This window comes from Cellulophaga sp. F20128 (genome assembly GCF_023015805.1).
Taxonomy (GTDB): Bacteria; Bacteroidota; Bacteroidia; order Flavobacteriales; family Flavobacteriaceae; genus Cellulophaga.
In genome coordinates this window covers 100,832-118,656 of sequence record NZ_JALKBA010000006.1, presented here as the reverse complement: position 1 = coordinate 118,656, position 17,825 = coordinate 100,832, and the positions used below count along the sequence as shown (strand labels likewise).

The following is a 17,825-nucleotide window of genomic DNA, read 5'->3' as shown; positions in this document are numbered from 1 at the left end:
GAAAATTTGAATCTAAAATAGTGTAATCATTAAGTATTGAATTATGAAAAGAACAGCAAAATTAAAACGCAATAGAAATATGATGTGTATGGTTTTTGTACTTGTTATAGGTATTTACCTGTCTCCTATACAATCTCAAGTTGTACGTGATCACAGAACTAAAAAAGTAGAAGACCCTTTTACAAGACTAAAGAAAGTGGCTCAAAATTCGACAGTTCAAAAATCTAAAATGAGCCCCGTTGAAGTCACTACAAACAACTCACATTATAAATTAACACGAAAACCTGAAATAAAGTTTGTTCCCTTTACCCTAGTAGATAGCAAAGGAAATGCAATAGCACCTAACCAAAGGGTGACCCTAAAAAACGGCAAGGCTACAACAGCCCAGACCTATATTAGTGAACTCAATGCCATAGAGAAAAAACTGAATGCCCAAGGGTATAGTTTACGGAATAAGGACGCCAATATAGTTTCTAAAATGGTAACGGATACCAAGTATTTGGATGGAAGAAGAGCCTTAGCTCCAAAATCTATAGGAAGCTTTAAAAAAGAAGCCGATGTTAAAAAATTTATGAGTGAAGAACAGCGGGTAAAAGTCGCGGGCACATCGTCTAATGGCAGGTTAACAATGGTTACCTTAAAACCCTATAGCCGTTATTCTAAAACCGAAATTGACAATCTAAATAAATACAGTTATACCAATAGATCCGGTACCGTAATGGCTCAAAAAAAACCGCTTCAAAAGAGAAATTTTAAAGACCATAGACCCAAAAGAATAGGGAATCTATCAAAACTTTATGAACTTGATAAAACGGATGATAAAAATTGGAATTTTGGAGATCCAGATATCTTTCAGGCAACGATAGAAGGTTCTATTACCCGTTTTGCAAAAATTTATCCTTTTGATGTAGAAAATAAAGACAGTAATAAATCAGAGTTTCGGGTAAAAGCAAATAGTAAAGCTACCGGCTCCCTTTTGGGTAAATCTGTAGATGTACTAAGCTTAAGTAGTGACCTTTATGCTCCTTCTAATGTGTCTATAAACATGAGTGCGAAAATCCTGGTGCAAGCAATGGAACAAAATGTTTTTAGTATAAATGAAACATACCCACAAAAAAAATCCTTTACACAAACCTATGCTAAAACTTATGATAAATCTTTTCCATTGAGAATACCCTTATTACCAGGCTTAGATTTTAAAGGACTTATAGGTGTTAAAGGTTTGGTGAGTTTTGAATTTGAAGCAACTATAGAACGCACTATAGCTTCCGTACATGCAAAGCCAGTAATAGATTTAAAAGTGTATGGCGAAGGTGGTCTTAGTCTTGTTGGTGTTGTTGGTGGTGGTGTGGAAGCAGAATTAACCTTTGTTAAGGGCGAATTAGATTTAAATGCATACACCGGTATATTTGTTCAAAATATGGAGGAAATTGTAGTTGGCGTAAATTACTATTTTGGTTATAATATAGAGGTATTAAGCGGTTATATCAATGCTTATGGTGAGATCTGTTCTCCAATAGATATTCCATTTGTTGATGATTGTTACCGCAAAACACACCAACTTTTTAGTTGGAATGGTTTTAAAGATTCTGGTACCATAGCACAAGGTGGTTTTACACCCATTACCTTAGCAAATATAGCAAGGTATGAGGATGATCCAGTTTTTTCACAAGATTAAGAAACAATGAAAACAATAAGAGTTATATGTGCTATACTTCTTTTGCAGCTATGGTTAATGGGCTGTAAAGGGAGTAGGAGTACTACGGTTATAAATCAGTTTGCCTATTCATACAACGCAGAAAATTTTGGATATAGCGATATACAAAAACTATACAGTGCTGATACTTTAACCAAAAACCAACCCTTTTTTAGCAGTGAATCTTTACAACATTTAGAAATGACCATGGCGGCTGATCTTAGCATAACAATACTAACACAAACCAAGGATAGCCTACTACTTTGTTATCAATTGGTAAGCCCTAAAGTAGATATAAAGACAGAAGGCGTTTCTATTCAATTAGAGACCATCCTACAAGACTTACTAAAACCGGTATTTGTACGTGCCCATACCTCTGGAAAAATAGGCATGCTTAAATTTGAGGCTGAAGTATCTGAAACAGCGGTAGGACTGTATAAAGATATAATCGCTAGAATGCAATTTATAAAACCCAAAAAGAATACAAAAGAATGGCAAACTTCAGAAGAAAATACGCAAGGCACTTATAGGGCGGTCTACAAACTACAACCTAAGGATGGTCGCCATAAAAAATATACTAAAAATGTACTGGATTATCTGACCTATAGCTCAAAAAGTGACAATCAGGAATTAAATATAGAACAGTATAGCACCATTGAGGCAGATGCCTTGGGAACTTTAAAAAGAATACATACTTCTGAGGTGCAAACATTGCTACAAAATAAGGATACGCTCAGTGTGTTAGGTGCCAAAGTATTGGTTCTTATAAAGGATAAGAAACAAGTGCAACAAAGTGTTATTTCTGACCTTTTAGGTGTAGAGAAATCGGAAAAATATAGCCATAAAACCAGCTTAAGTGAAGGGGTTTCAGATGAGGATATTAGAAAAATGGCCTATCAAGAAACCTTAGGAGCGGACAGTTGGGAGACATTAATGTCACAATTATCAGCATTGAAGGATTTAAATCAGGGGTTCAACCAAAATTTAGATTTAAAGTTTAGAGCCCTTTTTTATCTGCAACCAGCATATTGCAATACCGCTGTTTCCTACCTCAATAACCATTTGGAGCATACCATAGCGTTTAAGGTCCTAAGCACCGCTTTAGCCATGACAGAAACCCCTAGTGCAACCAATGCAATTGCGATGCTACTAGAGAAAAACAAAGGAAATGAAGACTTTTTGCGGATATTAATTCCTGTACTCAGCACCACAGAATATCCTACGCCTATGGCTATAAAGGTCCTTAAGTCTATTGCTTTTGGTCCTGAAGAATCGCAAGGATATTTTATAAAATCAACCGCTCAATTGGCCTTAGGGGGTATGGCGTATCACTTGAGGCAATCTAACCCATTGCAGGCTAAAAAATTAACCCGTTACTTATTGGAAGAAAAGAAATTTAAAAATGATACCATTCAGCAACTATTGGTATTGGGGAATACAGGTTCGCCCTTAGTTTTTCCATTCATCACCTCCTTGGTTGGGCATGCACAGGCTTCTGAACAAGTAAAAGTTGAAGCCATTTCAGCCTTAAAACGCATCAAAGACCGACAAGTATTCGCCTATTTAAAAAAAATGTCACAACATAATAACGCAGCTATTCGGCAAAAAGCGGTTGAGGTTTTTGAATACCAGAAAAACAGGCGGGAGGAGTAGCGATGTCGGGACTCTTGGTAGTATTGTAAGTTGTGCTCTGCGGTACTATGGGTTCCAAGGCTTCTTATACAAGGGGATTACTTTCCGATGCAAAAATTGGCAAATATATTCCCAAGCAACTCATCATTAGATACTTGACCGGTAATTTCACCCAAGTGGTATAAGGCTTCTTTGAGGTCTATAGCTAGTAAATCTCCAGATAGACCACCATCCATCCCTAGCTGTACACGTTCAATATCTTCTAAAGATTTTAATAAGGCGTCATAATGCCTGGTATTGGTCACAATGGTTTCGTTATTTCGCAACGCACCCGTATTTACAAACCCTAATAATTTGTCTTTTAGCGTTTCTATACCATCCCCATTTTTAGCTGATAAAAATAAGATGGAAGGAATTTCACTTTCTATACTTGCAATCTGCTCGGCAGTATACAAATCCTTTTTATTGGCGATGGTCACCAGGGTTTTTAGAGGGAATTTATTTTTTATTTTCTCAATTTCTACGGTAACCGCAGCGAGGTTTTGTGCGGTGGGCGCAAGGGGACTTAAATACAAAACTACCTGAGCCTGTTCTATTTTCTCAAAGGTCTTTTTTATTCCAATACTTTCTACAACATCTACAGTTTCTCGTATACCCGCCGTATCTATAAATCGAAAACCAATACCGCCTATAGAAATCTCATCTTCAATGGTATCTCTGGTAGTGCCCGCAATATCACTTACTATAGCCCTATCTTCATTTAATAAGGCGTTTAACAAGGTAGATTTACCCACATTAGGCTCGCCTACAATGGCAACCGGAATGCCATTTTTTAGTACGTTACCTACTGCAAATGAATTAATTAATCGCTTTAGTACTTCTTGTATTCTAGATAATAGAGCTATAAACTGCGTTCGGTCTGCAAATTCTACATCTTCTTCCGCAAAATCCAGTTCTAACTCTATTAAAGAAGCAAAATTAAGCAGCTCTTCTCGTAGTTTTTTAATTTCTGACGAAAACCCACCACGCATTTGTTGCATCGCTATCTGATGGCTTGCTTCATTATCGGAGGCAATTAGATCTGCAACGGCTTCTGCCTGACTCAAATCTAGCTTTCCGTTTAAAAACGCACGTAGTGTAAACTCGCCCGCATCTGCCATTCTACAGCCGTTACGCAAAAACAATTGTATAATTTGTTGTTGTATGTATTGCGAGCCATGACAAGAAATTTCAATTACATTTTCACCCGTATATGAATTTGGCCCTTTAAAAAGGGATACCAGTACTTCATCATACACCTTAGGCCCATCTACGATATGGCCCAAATGAATGGTATGTGTTTTTTGTTGGGTTAAATCCTTTTGGCGTACAGATTTAAACTTAGCATTGGCCAAGGTAATTGCTTCGGGTCCTGATAGCCGAATAATAGCGATGGCACCTGCGCCAGAGGGTGTTGCTAAGGCAACTATGGTATCTTGTGAAAACATAGGTGCAAAAATACAAATTAATAAAGTTGGTGCATCTTCATTTTACGCTAAATAAATACGGTTGTTATCATTAGCCTGTAAGTAGTTCCTTATTAAACAAAAAGGATGACTCATAAGAAGCTAGAATCCTCTTAATAAAACGTTAAAATCAAGTTGGTTCTAAAGTGTAATGATATTTTTGTAAGTTCCAATTCAGTTTCAACCGAAAAAAACATCAAAAAAATGATTAAAAAAACAGTCTTGTTGCTCCTGTTATTTGTATGTAGTACACTAACATTTGCACAAGAAGAAACCACCGCGGTACCAACACCAAATTATAGACTTGCCTCTAAATTTTCACCCGATAACCTAAAGAAAATTGTTCATTCTACAAGTGTACGCCCAAATTGGTTAAAAAATGGCAATCGTTTTTGGTACCAATACAAAACCACAACAGGCACTAATTACTATTTGGTTGATGCCGATAAGGGTGCCAAAAGCAAACTGTTTGATAACGCTAAAATGGCAAAATGGCTTACCTTAATAACAAAGGATCCCTACGATGCCCAGCATTTACCGCGTTTCAATTTTAAATTTGTAAAGAATGAAACTGCCATACGTTTTAGGGTAACCTCTAAAGAAAAAGTAGATGTGATAGAGGACAAAGAAGAAAAAGAGATAAAAACCGATACCATTTCTAAAGATTCTACCAAGGTTGAAAAATCAAAAAAAGCCCCAAAAAAGGAAAATAAAGTCTACTATTTAGAGTATACATTGGGGGGTAATTCGCTTACAATTGTCCACAACAAAAAAGAAGAAGAGAAAAAATGGAAGCGTTGGGCTAATATTGCACCAGATAGTTCTATTGTATTGTTTTCTAAACAAAACAATTTGTATTGGATGGATAAAGCCAATTTTTTAAAAGCTGTTAAAGACGAAAAAGATTCTACTATTGTTGAGCATCAATGGACCGAAGACGGCGTAGAAAATTACGGTTATGGGAATGGTTCTCGGGGAGAAAACAATGAAACTAAAGAAGAAAATAAGGACAAACGTAAGGGGATTTGGGGAAATTGGACCCATGACTCTAAAAAGTTTGTCTACCAACGTTCCGATGCAAGAGCATTAAAAGATTTATGGGTAATAAACTCGGTGGCTAAAAAAAGACCAACATTAGAAACCTATAAATACCATATGCCTGGTGAAAAAGAATTTTCTAAACCAGAACTATTAGTTTTTGATATGCCTTCTAAAGAAGTGCTTTCTGTACCATTAGATACAACCAAGCAGCAAAGTATTACTGTATTTAGTGCTCCCACAAAAAAAATGGATCGGACTGATGATTTTCAGCCGTCATTATTGCTTTCTAAGCAAGGTAAAATTTATTTTAGAAGTGTAAGTAGGGATCGTAAAAAAGTAGATATCTGTGTGGCAGACATTCAAACAGGGGTGATTAAAACACTGATAAAAGAAGAATTAAATACCTATGTAGAGTCCAAACAAATTGTATTGTTTAACAATGAACAAGAAATAATACATTGGTCTGAAAGAGATGGTTGGGCTCATTTTTATTTGTACGATAGTCAAGGAAATCTTAAAAATCAGATTAGCAGCGGTAGCTATCATTCCAATAGTTTTGTTGGTGTCAATGAAAAAGAACGCACGCTGTTTTTTACGGCAAACGGTGTAACTCCAGGGCAAGACCCATATTACGAACATCTTTTTAAAATTAATTTAAACGGTACCGGATTAAAAAACCTAAACAAGGGAGATTTTACAACGGCTACAAGTATGTCCGACTCCAATCGGTTTTTTGTCAGTAATTATTCTAGGGTAAATACGGTGCCAAAATCGGAGTTAAGATCTAGTAATGGTAATTTGGTTTTAAAATTAGAAGAAGCAGATTTATCTGCGCTAATGGCAACCGGGTATCAGTTTCCAGAGCCATTTAAGGTAAAGGCAGATGACGGCATTACCGATCTTTATGGTGTTATGTACAAACCTTTTGATTTTGATGAGACGCTAAGCTACCCACTTTTAGAGTATGTATACCCTGGTCCGCAGACGGAGGCTGTTAACAAATCTTTTTCGGTTTCTATGAATCGCTTAGATAGGTTAGCTCAGGTTGGATTTATCGTAGTTACTTTAGGCAACAGAGGTGGGCACCCAGACCGGTCTAAATGGTACCATAATTACGGGTACGGAAACCTAAGGGATTATGGCTTGGCCGATAAAAAGTACGTTGCAGAGCAATTGGCAGACAAACACTCCTTTATTGATATTGATAAGGTTGGTATTTTTGGCCATTCTGGAGGCGGATTTATGTCTACAGCTGCTATGTTGGTCTATCCAGACTTTTTTAAGGTAGCGGTATCCTCTGCTGGCAATCACGATAATTCCATGTACAACAGTTGGTGGAGCGAAACGCACCATGGCGTAGAAGAAGTAATAGATGAAAAAGGGGTTGTTAGTTATAAATATGATATTGATAAGAATCAGACCTTAGCGGCCAATTTAAAAGGAAAATTATTGTTGGTCACGGGCGATGTGGATAATAATGTGCACCCAGGAGCAACGATTAGAATGGCGAACGAATTAATAAAAGCCAACAAACGTTTCGATTTTATGATGATGCCTGGCCAACGACATGGCTTCGGAAGTATGACCGAGTATTTCTTTTGGTTGAAAGCAGATTATTTTAGCAAGCATTTTTTAGGGGTTGAAGCTACTAATGTTAATATGCTAGAAATGAATAGGGATGTTCCTAAGCGTTAAATTGAAAACTTTATAACAGTATTAAAATACGCCTTTACAGCCATGTAAAGGCGTTTATTTTTTAAACCAATAGGAGCAGTAATTTTAATAGGATTGCTATTTTTTTTATTTTTAATGTAACATTTTATTATTTTTTACTACTTATAGGGTATAGTAACATCAAAAATCAATCAAAATGGAAATCATCAATCAACAAAAAGTAAGAAGAACCGATAATTCTTTATTGGCAGTGACACACTTAACGCAATTATTACATTACTGTACAGGAATTGGAGGGTTTATAGTTCCTTTAATACTTTGGTTAACATCAAAGGACACTGTAGAAGGTATGAATGAACACGGAAAATCGATTATCAATTTTCAGTTGAGTTTACTCGTATATATTTTAATTAGTATTCCCGCAATACTGTTTTTTGGACTTGGCTTATTAGGTTTTGTTTTTGTTGGTGTTATCGGCTTTATAATGCCTATTGTAAATGCAGTGAAAGCAAGCAATGGCGAAGCTCCTAGTACCTTTATGACCATACCATTTATATCGTAAACCCATCCTATTAAATTTATAAAAAGTCTACTTATACCTACGTCTTATAAGTAGATTTTTTTTGAGTACGAATGAAATAAAGTTATACTTTTGGCTTACTAACATTAACGGAATTGAAATTATGAAAAAGCTTGTATTGGTAGCTGTGCTACTACTTTTTGGAACAATTGGTTTAACTGCTCAGGAAACAGAAACTGTACCTCCTGTGATAGAAACCCCTGAAGAAGTTTTAAAAAATGTGAAGGAGGCTGAGAAAGAAGCTAAAAAATTAGAAAAGGCAGAAAAAGATGCGAAAAAGGCGGAGAAAAAGGCTAAAAAATTAGAAAAAGAGGCCAAAAAAGAAGCTAAATTAAACAAAAGTATTGCCAATCAAGATAAGGCAATTGCTAAGGGAGAAAAGAATATCCTAAAATTGCAAAAGAAATTAGAAAAGGGTGAGGCTGCCGGAAAACTTTCTCCAGTAGCAATGGAAAAACTAAACGCTTCTATTTCAAAGGCAAAAGATAAGCTGATTAAAGAACAGGATAAATTACAAAAGTTGCTCCGTAAAAAGTAAGCGGGATTAAATAACGAAAACAAAAAAGAGGACAATTTGTCCTCTTTTTTATGGTTTTTATTGGTCTATTTATCGTTAGCCGTTGTTTAACATTACTGGCATTACCAGCATGGTAATCAACTCTCCCTCATCTACGCCATCTATAGGTGTTAAGATCCCAGCTCTGTTTGGTAAACTCATTTCTAAGGATACATCATCAGAACTTAGGTTGCCCAACATCTCTATTAGAAAACGAGAATTGAATCCTATTTGCATATCGTTTCCTTGGTAAGAACATGTTAAACGCTCTTCGGCTTTGTTGCTGTAGTCTATATCTTCAGCAGAGATGTTTAATTCGGCCCCTGCGACTTTTAAACGTATTTGGTGTGTAGTTTTGTTAGAGAAAATAGAAACACGCCTTACAGAGCTTAATAATTGCGTTCTGGAAATACTAAGGACATTAGGATTTTCCTTAGGTATTACAGCTTCATAATTCGGGTATTTTCCATCGATAAGCCTACAGATTAACTCTATATTTTCAAAGGTAAATTTTGCATTACTCTCATTGTATTCAATGATCACATCTGTTTCGCTTCCTCCTAAAATTCCTTTCAATAAGGTTAAGGGTTTTTTGGGCATAATAAACTCAGCAACCTCAGAAGCAGAAACATCGGTACGTTGGTATTTTACTAGTTTGTGTGCATCTGTGGCAACAAAGGTTAAACTCTCTGGAGAAAACTGAAAGAAAACACCGCTCATTACAGGTCTTAAATCATCATTACCAGCAGCAAAAATTGTTTTGTTGATTGCGGTAGCTAAAATATCGCCCAAAATGGTTGTGGTACTCGGACTCGATAATTCGACTGCATTAGGGAATTCCGCTCCGTCTACATATGCCAAGGCATACTTACCATGGTTAGAGCTAATTTCTACTGTATTATTTTCCTCTACAACAAATGTTAAGGGTTGTTCCGGAAAGGTTTTAAGGGTTTCCAATAGCAATTTTGCAGGTAAGGCAATGGTTCCTTCATTGTCTGAATCTACTTCTAAAACAGAACTCATCGTTGTTTCAAGGTCAGAAGCAGAAACGGTAAGGCTTGTTTGTTTCAATTCAAACAAAAAGTTATCTAAAATTGGCAATGTGTTGCTATTGTTAATAACGCCACCCAAAACTTGTAATTGCTTTAATAAATAAGTACTAGATACTATAAATTTCATCAGCTATATAATTTTCTATATTTTAAGATATTGGACAATATGTTGTCTATAGATTTTCTCATCTCACCTAAAAATCTGTGAAACAAAGATATTTTAAATGTCCTTTCAACGAAAACAAACTTATTAACACTTATTTACCGTATTTACGTTTTCTGTAATAATTAAATAGAATACCAATAATAAGTGTTAACGTCAATGGTAACAGTATGTTAATGAGTTGCCACTTTGTTTTTTGGGTGCTTATTTTCTCCTGATCTAGGAATGGTATCCCCACTTTTTTAGTTCGGATGTTTATAAGTCCACTATCATCGAGCAGGTAATTTATGCTGTTCACCATAAATTCTTTGTTGCCGTAAAAGTTATTTGTCCATTTGTCATAACCAAGTTCTAAAGGTCTGCCGTTTCTAATTTGATTTTTTACAACATCGCCATCTGCTATAATTAGCATTTTATTGGCTGGTCCTTTTTCTAGGTTATTTTGCAACTCCAATGGTTTTACTCTATTGGTGTACACTGAATTGAATTCACCTTCTATAAGGACAGCTAGCGCCTTATTTCCATTATTGTACGCTGCTTTGTCTGGACTTTGATTGATAATGTCTAAACTTATAATGTTTGGAGTGCCTACCACAGTAGATAGGGGAGAGCTATAGTATAAAATTTTCTTTTTGTACGCATTATTGTCTAACACATCAATGGTGTTTGCAAATTGAAAACGTAAGGCTTCCAAATTATTATTTATAGGATGGTCATTCCTAGAAAAAACCATTGGGTTGTAGGGCCATGGAACTGGATTGTATTGCGAGTCGTTGCCTTCTCCATTGGCTAGAACTATTTGTGTTGCATAAATATCTTTTAGTAATACAGGGTTTATCCGCACCCCATATTTAAAGAAAAAGTCAGTAAGATTTAAATCTCGGGGAAATGCTAAGGACTTACCTTCTTCATTAAACAAGCTATCCAATTCTATGGATACCTTATCTATAAGCCAGATCGATTTTCCTCCCTGGGTAATATATTGGTCCAAAACATATTTTTCTTCATCAGAAAATGCTTCTGTAGGCTTTGCAATAAGTGCTAAATCGTACGCCTTTAATTGGTCTAAGGTTTGTTGTGGATTTGTCACAACAGAATCTAGGGTTATAGCACCAATATTATAATAGTCTTTAATGGAAGTCAAATAGTCTGCTAGATACTGATCTTCTAGCTCGCCATTCCCTTTAATGACGGCAATGCGTTTCTTTTCTACAAGATTTAGTTTGCTAAAAGCATCTGCAAAAGAATACTCTAGTTGCTGCACAGAATTGGTAACACGCTCTTCTGTGGTAGAACCCAATTTATTTTTAAGCAAAGCTACTTTTGTAGTTTTGTTGTTGTAGTTTATCATAGCCCAAGGAAAGACAAATTCTTGGGAAATTTTACCATTCTCTTCTACCGTTACATTGGCCGGCGTAAGGCCTAATTGTTGTAATTCTGCCATAACGGCCTCCGTATTGCTGGCGTCTTTAAGTGGGTCTACAAAATTGAACTTTATATTGGTGTTTGTAGCAGCAAATTCTTCAAGGATTTGTTTTGTTTCCGACTTCAATTTTACAAATTCGGCGGGTAAGTCACCATCTAGAAGCACATCTATGATTACAGGAGATGTAAATGCATCAACCGTACTTAATGCAGAGGCAGATAGCGTATACCTTTGGTCTTCTGTTAAGTCTATTCTGGTATAGATATAATTGGATAGAAAGTTGATTCCTAATAATACAACTAAACCAATGGCTGCGGTAGTGAATGTCTTTTTCATTATTGGTTTAATCTTTTAAGTTGCACAACGGTAAGAAATAAAAAGAAGATTGTTAATCCACTAAAATAGACCAAGTCTCTGGTGTCTAAAACACCCCTGGCTATACTTTCAAAATGAGCCTTCATACCAAACGAAGCTGTGGTAACTACCAAATTTCCTTCCTCAAATAAGGTAGAAATACCCTGGAAACCATAGAAGAAGACAAAGCATAGAATTAATCCCAATAAAAAGGCTACAATTTGATTTTGAGTAAGTGTAGATGCAAAAACGCCGATAGCGGTATAGCTGGCCATTAAAAAGAATAATCCAAAATAGGAACCAATAACGACACCCATATCTATATTACCAATGGTAGTGCCTAATTGTGAAATAGCATATACATAAATAAAGGTGGGGATTATAGCAATGACAACCAAGGTAAGGGTGCCAAAGAACTTACCCAAAACGGTGTTCCAAAGTGAAATGGGTTTAATAAACAAAAGCTCTAAAGTGCCACTTTTACGTTCTTCAGAAAAGCTTTTCATAGTAATGGCAGGAACCAGAAATAAAAATACCCAAGGTGCTAAAAAGAAAAAGTTACTCAGGTCTGCAAATCCATAATCAAAAATATTATAGTCTCCTTTAAAGACCCATAAAAAAAGGCCGCTAAAAATTAAAAATAAACCAATGACCATATAGCCTATTGGTGAAGTGAAAAATGATTGTATTTCCCGTTTGTAAATGGCGTACATGTATTTAGTTTAAAGTTGCTATCTTGTTTACGGTCCAAGCTTCAGGCTTGCCAGCAAACAGCGGTTTGGTTTTTGCCCATACATTTTTAAAAAAGGCTGAATTTCGGTAGGTTTCCAGGGCATTTTCATCGGCCCAATAACTATAGGTGAAAAAGATATTGGAATTGCTTTTGTCTTGGTATAATTCTAAAAAATGACAACCTTCAAAATCTCTGATCAAATGTTTAGTGTCGTTAAATATGTTTTCAAAGCTAACAATATTTTCAGTTTTAAATTCCAATTTCACAATGCGTACAATCATTTTATAAAAAATTTATTGTAATAGTATCCCTATAATCCAGCCCCAGTAGGGTAGAAGCACCACCAACTGTAGTCAGGTTACTTTTGTAAATTGCCAATTCTAGGTACTGGGAAGAATTAAATAAAGCCAGCAGGTCTCCTGGTCCTTTTCTATAATTTTTTTCAATAGAATAGTCTATGATGTCACTGTATTTAGAAAATATTTTTTTGATGACCTTTCCACGTACTTTAACTTCATAGTTTCTTCCGTTTCTATACGCATCAAACAAACTTTTTTGAATATTACTAACCACATTGCCATAGTTGTCAATGTATACAATGTTCCCAATAATTGTATTGCCATTGTCTATTAATTGTGGTACAAAATCTTTAATACTCTTAAGGGTGTTAAAAGGTTTGCCTACAACCTCCATTTTGCCACCGCGAATTAAATGGCAAGCCGCTTTAATAAACACATCATAGGTAGGAAAAGAGCCGTCAATGGAGTCCGGGATATAAATGGATACAATTTTATCGGGCTTAATTTCAGAAGTTATTAAACACATAACGCCGTTGTTAGCACTTATAAAAAAATGTCCGTCTACAGCGACAATGATGTGCTCGTTTTCCTTTGTTAATTCAGCATCTACACCAACAATATGTACTGTTCCTTTTGGGAAAGTATGGTAAGAATTTTTAAGGATATAGGCACATTCTTGAATGTTAAAAGGATTTATACTATGAGATATGTCAACTATTTTAGCATTTTCTACTTCACTATAAATAGCTCCTTTTAAAGCACCAACAAAATGGTCTTTATATCCAAAATCAGTAGTTAATGTAATAATTGCCATTTATGAGACTGTTGATATGTTTTTGCGGATGCAAACTGATTTTTAATTAAATTTGTTACACAAAATTACACAAAAAAATAGCCAACTAAAATTAATATTTGCGTCCTAACCCTTTAATATATTTTTTTTGAACGAAATCATAATTGAACTTACAGAAATAAGCCCCAGGGAATTTTTTGGGCATCAAAATGCAAACATAGATTTATTAAAAAAATACTTCCCAAAACTTAAAATTGTTGCACGTGGCAGTAAAATAAAGGCATATGGTGATGATGAGCATTTGGTTGAATTTAATAAGCGAATAGAAATGCTTATGAACCATTTTTCTAAATACAATAAAATAGATGAGAATGTCATAGAAAGAGTCCTTACTAGCGATAGTAAAGCAGATTATGCCACCAGTGAAAGTAGTGGGGATGTTTTGGTGCATGGTGTTAATGGTAAACTTATAAAGGCACAAACCGCTAACCAACGAAAATTGGTCGAAGCTGCAAAAACACATGATATGGTTTTTGCTATTGGCCCTGCTGGTACCGGAAAAACATATACAGGTGTTGCCTTGGCAGTTAAGGCATTAAAAGAGAAGCAAGTACGTCGTATTATCTTAACTAGACCTGCAGTAGAAGCAGGGGAGAATCTCGGGTTTTTGCCGGGAGATTTAAAAGAAAAATTAGATCCTTATATGCAACCTTTGTACGATGCATTGAGAGATATGATACCGTCAGAAAGACTAGCACACTACATAGAAAATGGGACCATTCAAATAGCGCCAATGGCATTTATGCGAGGGAGAACTTTAGACAATGCATTTGTTATTTTGGATGAAGCCCAAAATACAACACATGCACAAATGAAGATGTTTTTGACGCGTATGGGTAAAAACGCAAAGTTTTTATTAACAGGAGATCCGGGACAGATCGATTTGCCACGAAGAATAATTTCTGGGCTAAAGGAAGCCATTTTAGTATTGGGCAATGTAGAAGGAATTAAGATTATCCATTTAGACGATAAGGATGTTATTCGCCATAAATTGGTAAAAAGTGTAATAGAAGCATATAGAAATATTGAGCATCAAAATTAAAAAGGCAGTATGAATACAATAACAAATACAGATTTTGAATTTCCAAACCAAATAGATGTATACAAGGGAAAAGTAAGAGAGGTATATCGCTTAGCGAATGATATTATGGTAATGGTAGCAACAGATAGGCTTTCTGCTTTTGATGTTGTAATGCCAAAAGGGATACCGTATAAGGGGCAGATCCTGAATCAGATTGCCACCAAAATGATGAATGAGACGGCAGATATTGTTCCCAACTGGCTCATGGCAACCCCAGACGCCAATGTGGCTATTGGTCACGCTTGTGAACCTTTTAAGGTTGAGATGGTGATACGTGGTTATATGTCTGGTCACGCGGCACGGGAATATAAGCTCGGAAAAAGAGTCTTGTGTGGGGTAGCAATGCCAGAAGGCCTAAAAGAGAACGATAAGTTTCCTATTCCTATAATTACCCCAGCGACAAAGGCAGAAATGGGAGATCACGATGAAGATATATCAAGAGAGGACATCATAAAACGGGGTATCGTTTCTGAGGTGGATTATAAACAATTAGAAACCTATACCCATGCATTATTCCAAAGAGGAACAGAAATAGCGGCAAAACGTGGTTTAATTTTAGTGGATACCAAATATGAATTTGGCAAAACCATAGATGGAAAAATTGTATTGATTGATGAGATTCATACCCCAGACTCTTCTCGGTATTTTTATGCAGATGGGTATGCCGAGCGCCAAGAAAGGGGAGAAGGACAAAAACAATTGTCAAAAGAGTTTGTACGGCAGTGGTTAATAAGCAATGGCTTTCAAGGGTTAGAAGGACAGGCATTACCAGAAATGACAGATGAGTATATAACAACAGTCTCTGAACGCTATATAGAATTGTATGAAAACATCACGGGAGAACAATTTGTTAAGGCCGATGTTTCTAATATTAAGACTAGAATAGAAGGGAATGTTTTAAAATGTTTAAAGACCTTATAATTGCCTTAATTTTGAAGGATATAAAATGGCTGCCAATTGGTGGCCATTTTATGTTCTAGGGGCAAGCGTAATCAATAAATGCCGAATCGTTTTTGATACATCGGAAGGATCTTCACAAGGGATTTTGTCAAAATAATCCCTGTAGTAATGTATCTCCCATACCACATCCATGGCAATAGCAGCATAATAAAAACGACCTTGTTTGTGTTCCCCATTAGGATCGTTATATTTATCAAAACCGTTAAAGGACTGGGTCCTATATATGATTTCTGCGACATGTATATCGGATAGGCTAGAAATTTCTGTACTTATGGTACATTTTCCTTTAATATCGGGGTAACTGTTCCGGGAACTACCGATATCTGCGCGATAGGCATCATTTAAAAAGGCAATGGCTTTTGTGTTTGTGGACATGGACTAAGCTTTACCTTATAAAATTAAAAAATAAATCGGAGTCTAAAGACACTTTTTTAGAAGTAAATAGGAGGTAAATCTTACTCCTTGAAAATTAGAGTAATTTTATAAGTATCTCCAAATTGTTTTTTCTATTTTAGCTCGTTCAGGGGTTTGTATTTAAAATAACAAGAAGCATGAGAAAAATTCTATTTTTAATTTTAGTTCCGTTACAATTAATGGCCCAAGAGGTCCCTAATTCAGAGTTATTCTGGAACAGCTTAAAAGAGCATTGTGGAAAAGCCTATGAAGGAGAAATAGTAGCAGGGGGCAAAGAAGGCGATGGTTTTATGGGAGAAAAACTAGTGATGCATGTTCGTTCTTGTGAAGCAAACACCATTCGTATTCCTTTTTTTGTAGGAGACGATAAATCGCGTACTTGGGTTTTTCGTAAAAGTAAGGAGCAGATACTCAGTTTAAAACACGATCATAGACATACAGATGGTTCTCCTGATGAGGTTACCCAATATGGTGGTACCAATCCAAATACAGGTTTAGCTCATATTCAGGTTTTTCCTGCAGACCAGCAAACAGCAGACTTAATCCCATATGCTTCCAATAACGTTTGGTGGGTTACAGTTGATAAAACGATCTTTACATATAATTTGCGAAGGGTTGGAACAGAGCGCTATTTTTCGGTGAAATTTGATCTTACTAAAGAAATAGAAGCTCCGGGAGCCCCTTGGGGTGAAAAAGAGTAATGCGATAATTGTTTCATTTTTACAACCACCTTAAGCAAAACTATTTTTAGTTGCTATAAATGTGCTCCAAACTTAAGGGTACGCTCAGAAGGATGTTTTTAACTTTGGTAGGCTTAGGAGCAAGTTGCTTATTCGTTTTTAGTCAATGTTGGTGTTGAATTTTCATAATTCTTTAACCGTATTGCTGTTGCTTGATGCCCTTTTTCAATCAATTCATGTGCCTTGTAAAAATCATAGATACTACAGATACTACGGGAGGTTTCAATTAAAATATCGGGGGGATTAATTTCAAGGTTTAATTTAACCAATTGATCTCTCATCATTTCAAAAGAGCTATTCATAATATCAAAATACCCCAAACTATTTTTCTTTTCCGATGGTAGTAATTTATGAAGCTTTTGGTTAAAACTTTGCAATAGACTTTGATGCATGATATGCTTTTCTGTGTTTTCTTTAGTACTAGTAATTATTTTCGCTGGGGGAATGTTGGCATTGACATTTACAGCAATTAAAATATCATTGGCAATTCGCTTTGCATGATTAATTGGAATATTATTTATAATACCACCATCAACAAGAATAGCGTTGCCATTTAATACTGGCGTAAAGATACTGGGGATTGATATAGATGCTCGTATTGCATGTAACAGATTACCTTCTGTAAAGACCATTTCTTGTTTGTTGGTGATGTCTGTGGCAATGGCCGAAAAACTAATTTTTAAATCCTCTATATTTATGTCTGGAATAAATTCTTTAAGTTCGTTAAACACTCTGTCTCCTTTAACAAAGCCTTTGTTAATTAAGGTAAAATCAATTAGTTTAAAAATTTCTACCTTATCTAGATTTAAAAGCCATTGTTTAAATCCTTTCAAATTTCCAGCGGCATAAACACCACCAACCAGGGCTCCCATAGAAGTTCCTGTTATGGAGTGAATGGTATACCCTAGTTTTTCCAATTCTTCTATCACACCTATATGCGCAATTCCCCTTGCACCACCACCTGATAAAACTAACGCTATATTTTTCATTGTATTGGTTTATACGTTTTCATACTATATTGAACTAAAGTAATGCATCCGCCTTACATTGTTTTCAAGCAACTAAT

16 protein-coding genes are annotated in these 17,825 nt (G+C 35.7%); 8 read left to right on the top strand and 8 right to left on the bottom strand.

All coding sequences use genetic code 11. The features are described from left to right. Positions 1-43: 43 nt before the first annotated feature. Together MWU65_RS08150 and MWU65_RS08145 are read left to right on the top strand one after the other, a co-directional pair. Positions 44-1,678, top strand: a complete 1,635-nt coding sequence (locus tag MWU65_RS08150) for a hypothetical protein (protein WP_247076849.1) — start codon at positions 44-46, stop codon at positions 1,676-1,678. A gap of 6 nt (positions 1,679-1,684) precedes the next feature. Continuing rightward, positions 1,685-3,349 carry a hypothetical protein gene (locus MWU65_RS08145; protein ID WP_247076848.1) on the top strand — a complete coding sequence of 555 codons (1,665 nt, stop codon included), beginning with the start codon at positions 1,685-1,687 and terminating at the stop codon, positions 3,347-3,349. A gap of 77 nt (positions 3,350-3,426) precedes the next feature. On the opposite strand, the gene mnmE is transcribed toward MWU65_RS08145, so the two are convergent. After that, complete coding sequence (gene mnmE / locus MWU65_RS08140; protein ID WP_247076846.1) at positions 3,427-4,815, bottom strand: tRNA uridine-5-carboxymethylaminomethyl(34) synthesis GTPase MnmE; 1,389 nt, start codon at positions 4,813-4,815, stop codon at positions 3,427-3,429. Positions 4,816-5,037: 222 nt separating this feature from the next. On the opposite strand from mnmE, the gene MWU65_RS08135 reads away from it, so the two are divergent. From MWU65_RS08135 to MWU65_RS08125, 3 genes are all read left to right on the top strand, one after another. Then, positions 5,038-7,569, top strand: a complete 2,532-nt coding sequence (locus MWU65_RS08135) for a DPP IV N-terminal domain-containing protein (RefSeq protein WP_247076844.1) — start codon at positions 5,038-5,040, stop codon at positions 7,567-7,569. A gap of 175 nt (positions 7,570-7,744) precedes the next feature. After that, the gene (locus MWU65_RS08130) at positions 7,745-8,110 is read left to right on the top strand and encodes a DUF4870 domain-containing protein (protein WP_247076842.1); all 366 of its coding nucleotides are present in this window, start codon (positions 7,745-7,747) and stop codon (positions 8,108-8,110) included. A 121-nt stretch (positions 8,111-8,231) separates the two neighbouring features. Beyond that, positions 8,232-8,666 carry a hypothetical protein gene (locus tag MWU65_RS08125; RefSeq protein WP_247076840.1) on the top strand — a complete coding sequence of 145 codons (435 nt, stop codon included), beginning with the start codon at positions 8,232-8,234 and terminating at the stop codon, positions 8,664-8,666. 75 nt (positions 8,667-8,741) lie between these two features. Here the strand turns inward: MWU65_RS08125 and dnaN are convergent, their stop codons facing one another. From dnaN to MWU65_RS08100, 5 genes are all read right to left on the bottom strand, one after another. Then, positions 8,742-9,863 carry a DNA polymerase III subunit beta gene (gene dnaN / locus MWU65_RS08120; RefSeq protein ID WP_247076837.1) on the bottom strand — a complete coding sequence of 374 codons (1,122 nt, stop codon included), beginning with the start codon at positions 9,861-9,863 and terminating at the stop codon, positions 8,742-8,744. Between the two features lie 130 nt (positions 9,864-9,993). Continuing rightward, complete coding sequence (gldG, locus tag MWU65_RS08115) at positions 9,994-11,661, bottom strand: gliding motility-associated ABC transporter substrate-binding protein GldG (RefSeq protein ID WP_247076835.1); 1,668 nt, start codon at positions 11,659-11,661, stop codon at positions 9,994-9,996. Then, positions 11,661-12,392, bottom strand: a complete 732-nt coding sequence (gene gldF / locus MWU65_RS08110; protein WP_247076833.1) for a gliding motility-associated ABC transporter permease subunit GldF — start codon at positions 12,390-12,392, stop codon at positions 11,661-11,663. The genes gldG and gldF overlap by 1 nt, the downstream gene beginning before the upstream one ends. A gap of 4 nt (positions 12,393-12,396) precedes the next feature. Next, complete coding sequence (locus MWU65_RS08105; protein WP_247076831.1) at positions 12,397-12,693, bottom strand: antibiotic biosynthesis monooxygenase; 297 nt, start codon at positions 12,691-12,693, stop codon at positions 12,397-12,399. A gap of 1 nt (position 12,694) precedes the next feature. After that, complete coding sequence (locus MWU65_RS08100) at positions 12,695-13,525, bottom strand: SAM-dependent chlorinase/fluorinase (protein ID WP_247076829.1); 831 nt, start codon at positions 13,523-13,525, stop codon at positions 12,695-12,697. 127 nt (positions 13,526-13,652) lie between these two features. Between MWU65_RS08100 and MWU65_RS08095 the strand changes: the two genes are divergently transcribed. Both MWU65_RS08095 and MWU65_RS08090 read left to right on the top strand, forming a co-directional pair. Further along, positions 13,653-14,606, top strand: a complete 954-nt coding sequence (locus MWU65_RS08095; RefSeq protein ID WP_247076827.1) for a PhoH family protein — start codon at positions 13,653-13,655, stop codon at positions 14,604-14,606. Between the two features lie 9 nt (positions 14,607-14,615). Further along, positions 14,616-15,566, top strand: coding sequence for a phosphoribosylaminoimidazolesuccinocarboxamide synthase (locus tag MWU65_RS08090; RefSeq protein WP_247076825.1), 951 nt, complete (start codon positions 14,616-14,618; stop codon positions 15,564-15,566). A 48-nt stretch (positions 15,567-15,614) separates the two neighbouring features. Here the strand turns inward: MWU65_RS08090 and MWU65_RS08085 are convergent, their stop codons facing one another. Beyond that, entirely contained in the window at positions 15,615-15,980 is a 366-nt protein-coding gene (locus MWU65_RS08085; protein ID WP_247076823.1) for a DUF3768 domain-containing protein, read from the bottom strand. Between the two features lie 176 nt (positions 15,981-16,156). Here MWU65_RS08085 and MWU65_RS08080 point away from each other — a divergent pair, with 176 nt between their 5' ends. Continuing rightward, complete coding sequence (locus MWU65_RS08080; RefSeq protein WP_247076821.1) at positions 16,157-16,720, top strand: hypothetical protein; 564 nt, start codon at positions 16,157-16,159, stop codon at positions 16,718-16,720. 128 nt (positions 16,721-16,848) lie between these two features. On the opposite strand, the gene MWU65_RS08075 is transcribed toward MWU65_RS08080, so the two are convergent. Continuing rightward, positions 16,849-17,748: a patatin-like phospholipase family protein gene (locus tag MWU65_RS08075; RefSeq protein ID WP_281501021.1), complete on the bottom strand. Its 900-nt coding sequence runs from the start codon at positions 17,746-17,748 to the stop codon at positions 16,849-16,851. Positions 17,749-17,825 lie beyond the last annotated feature (77 nt).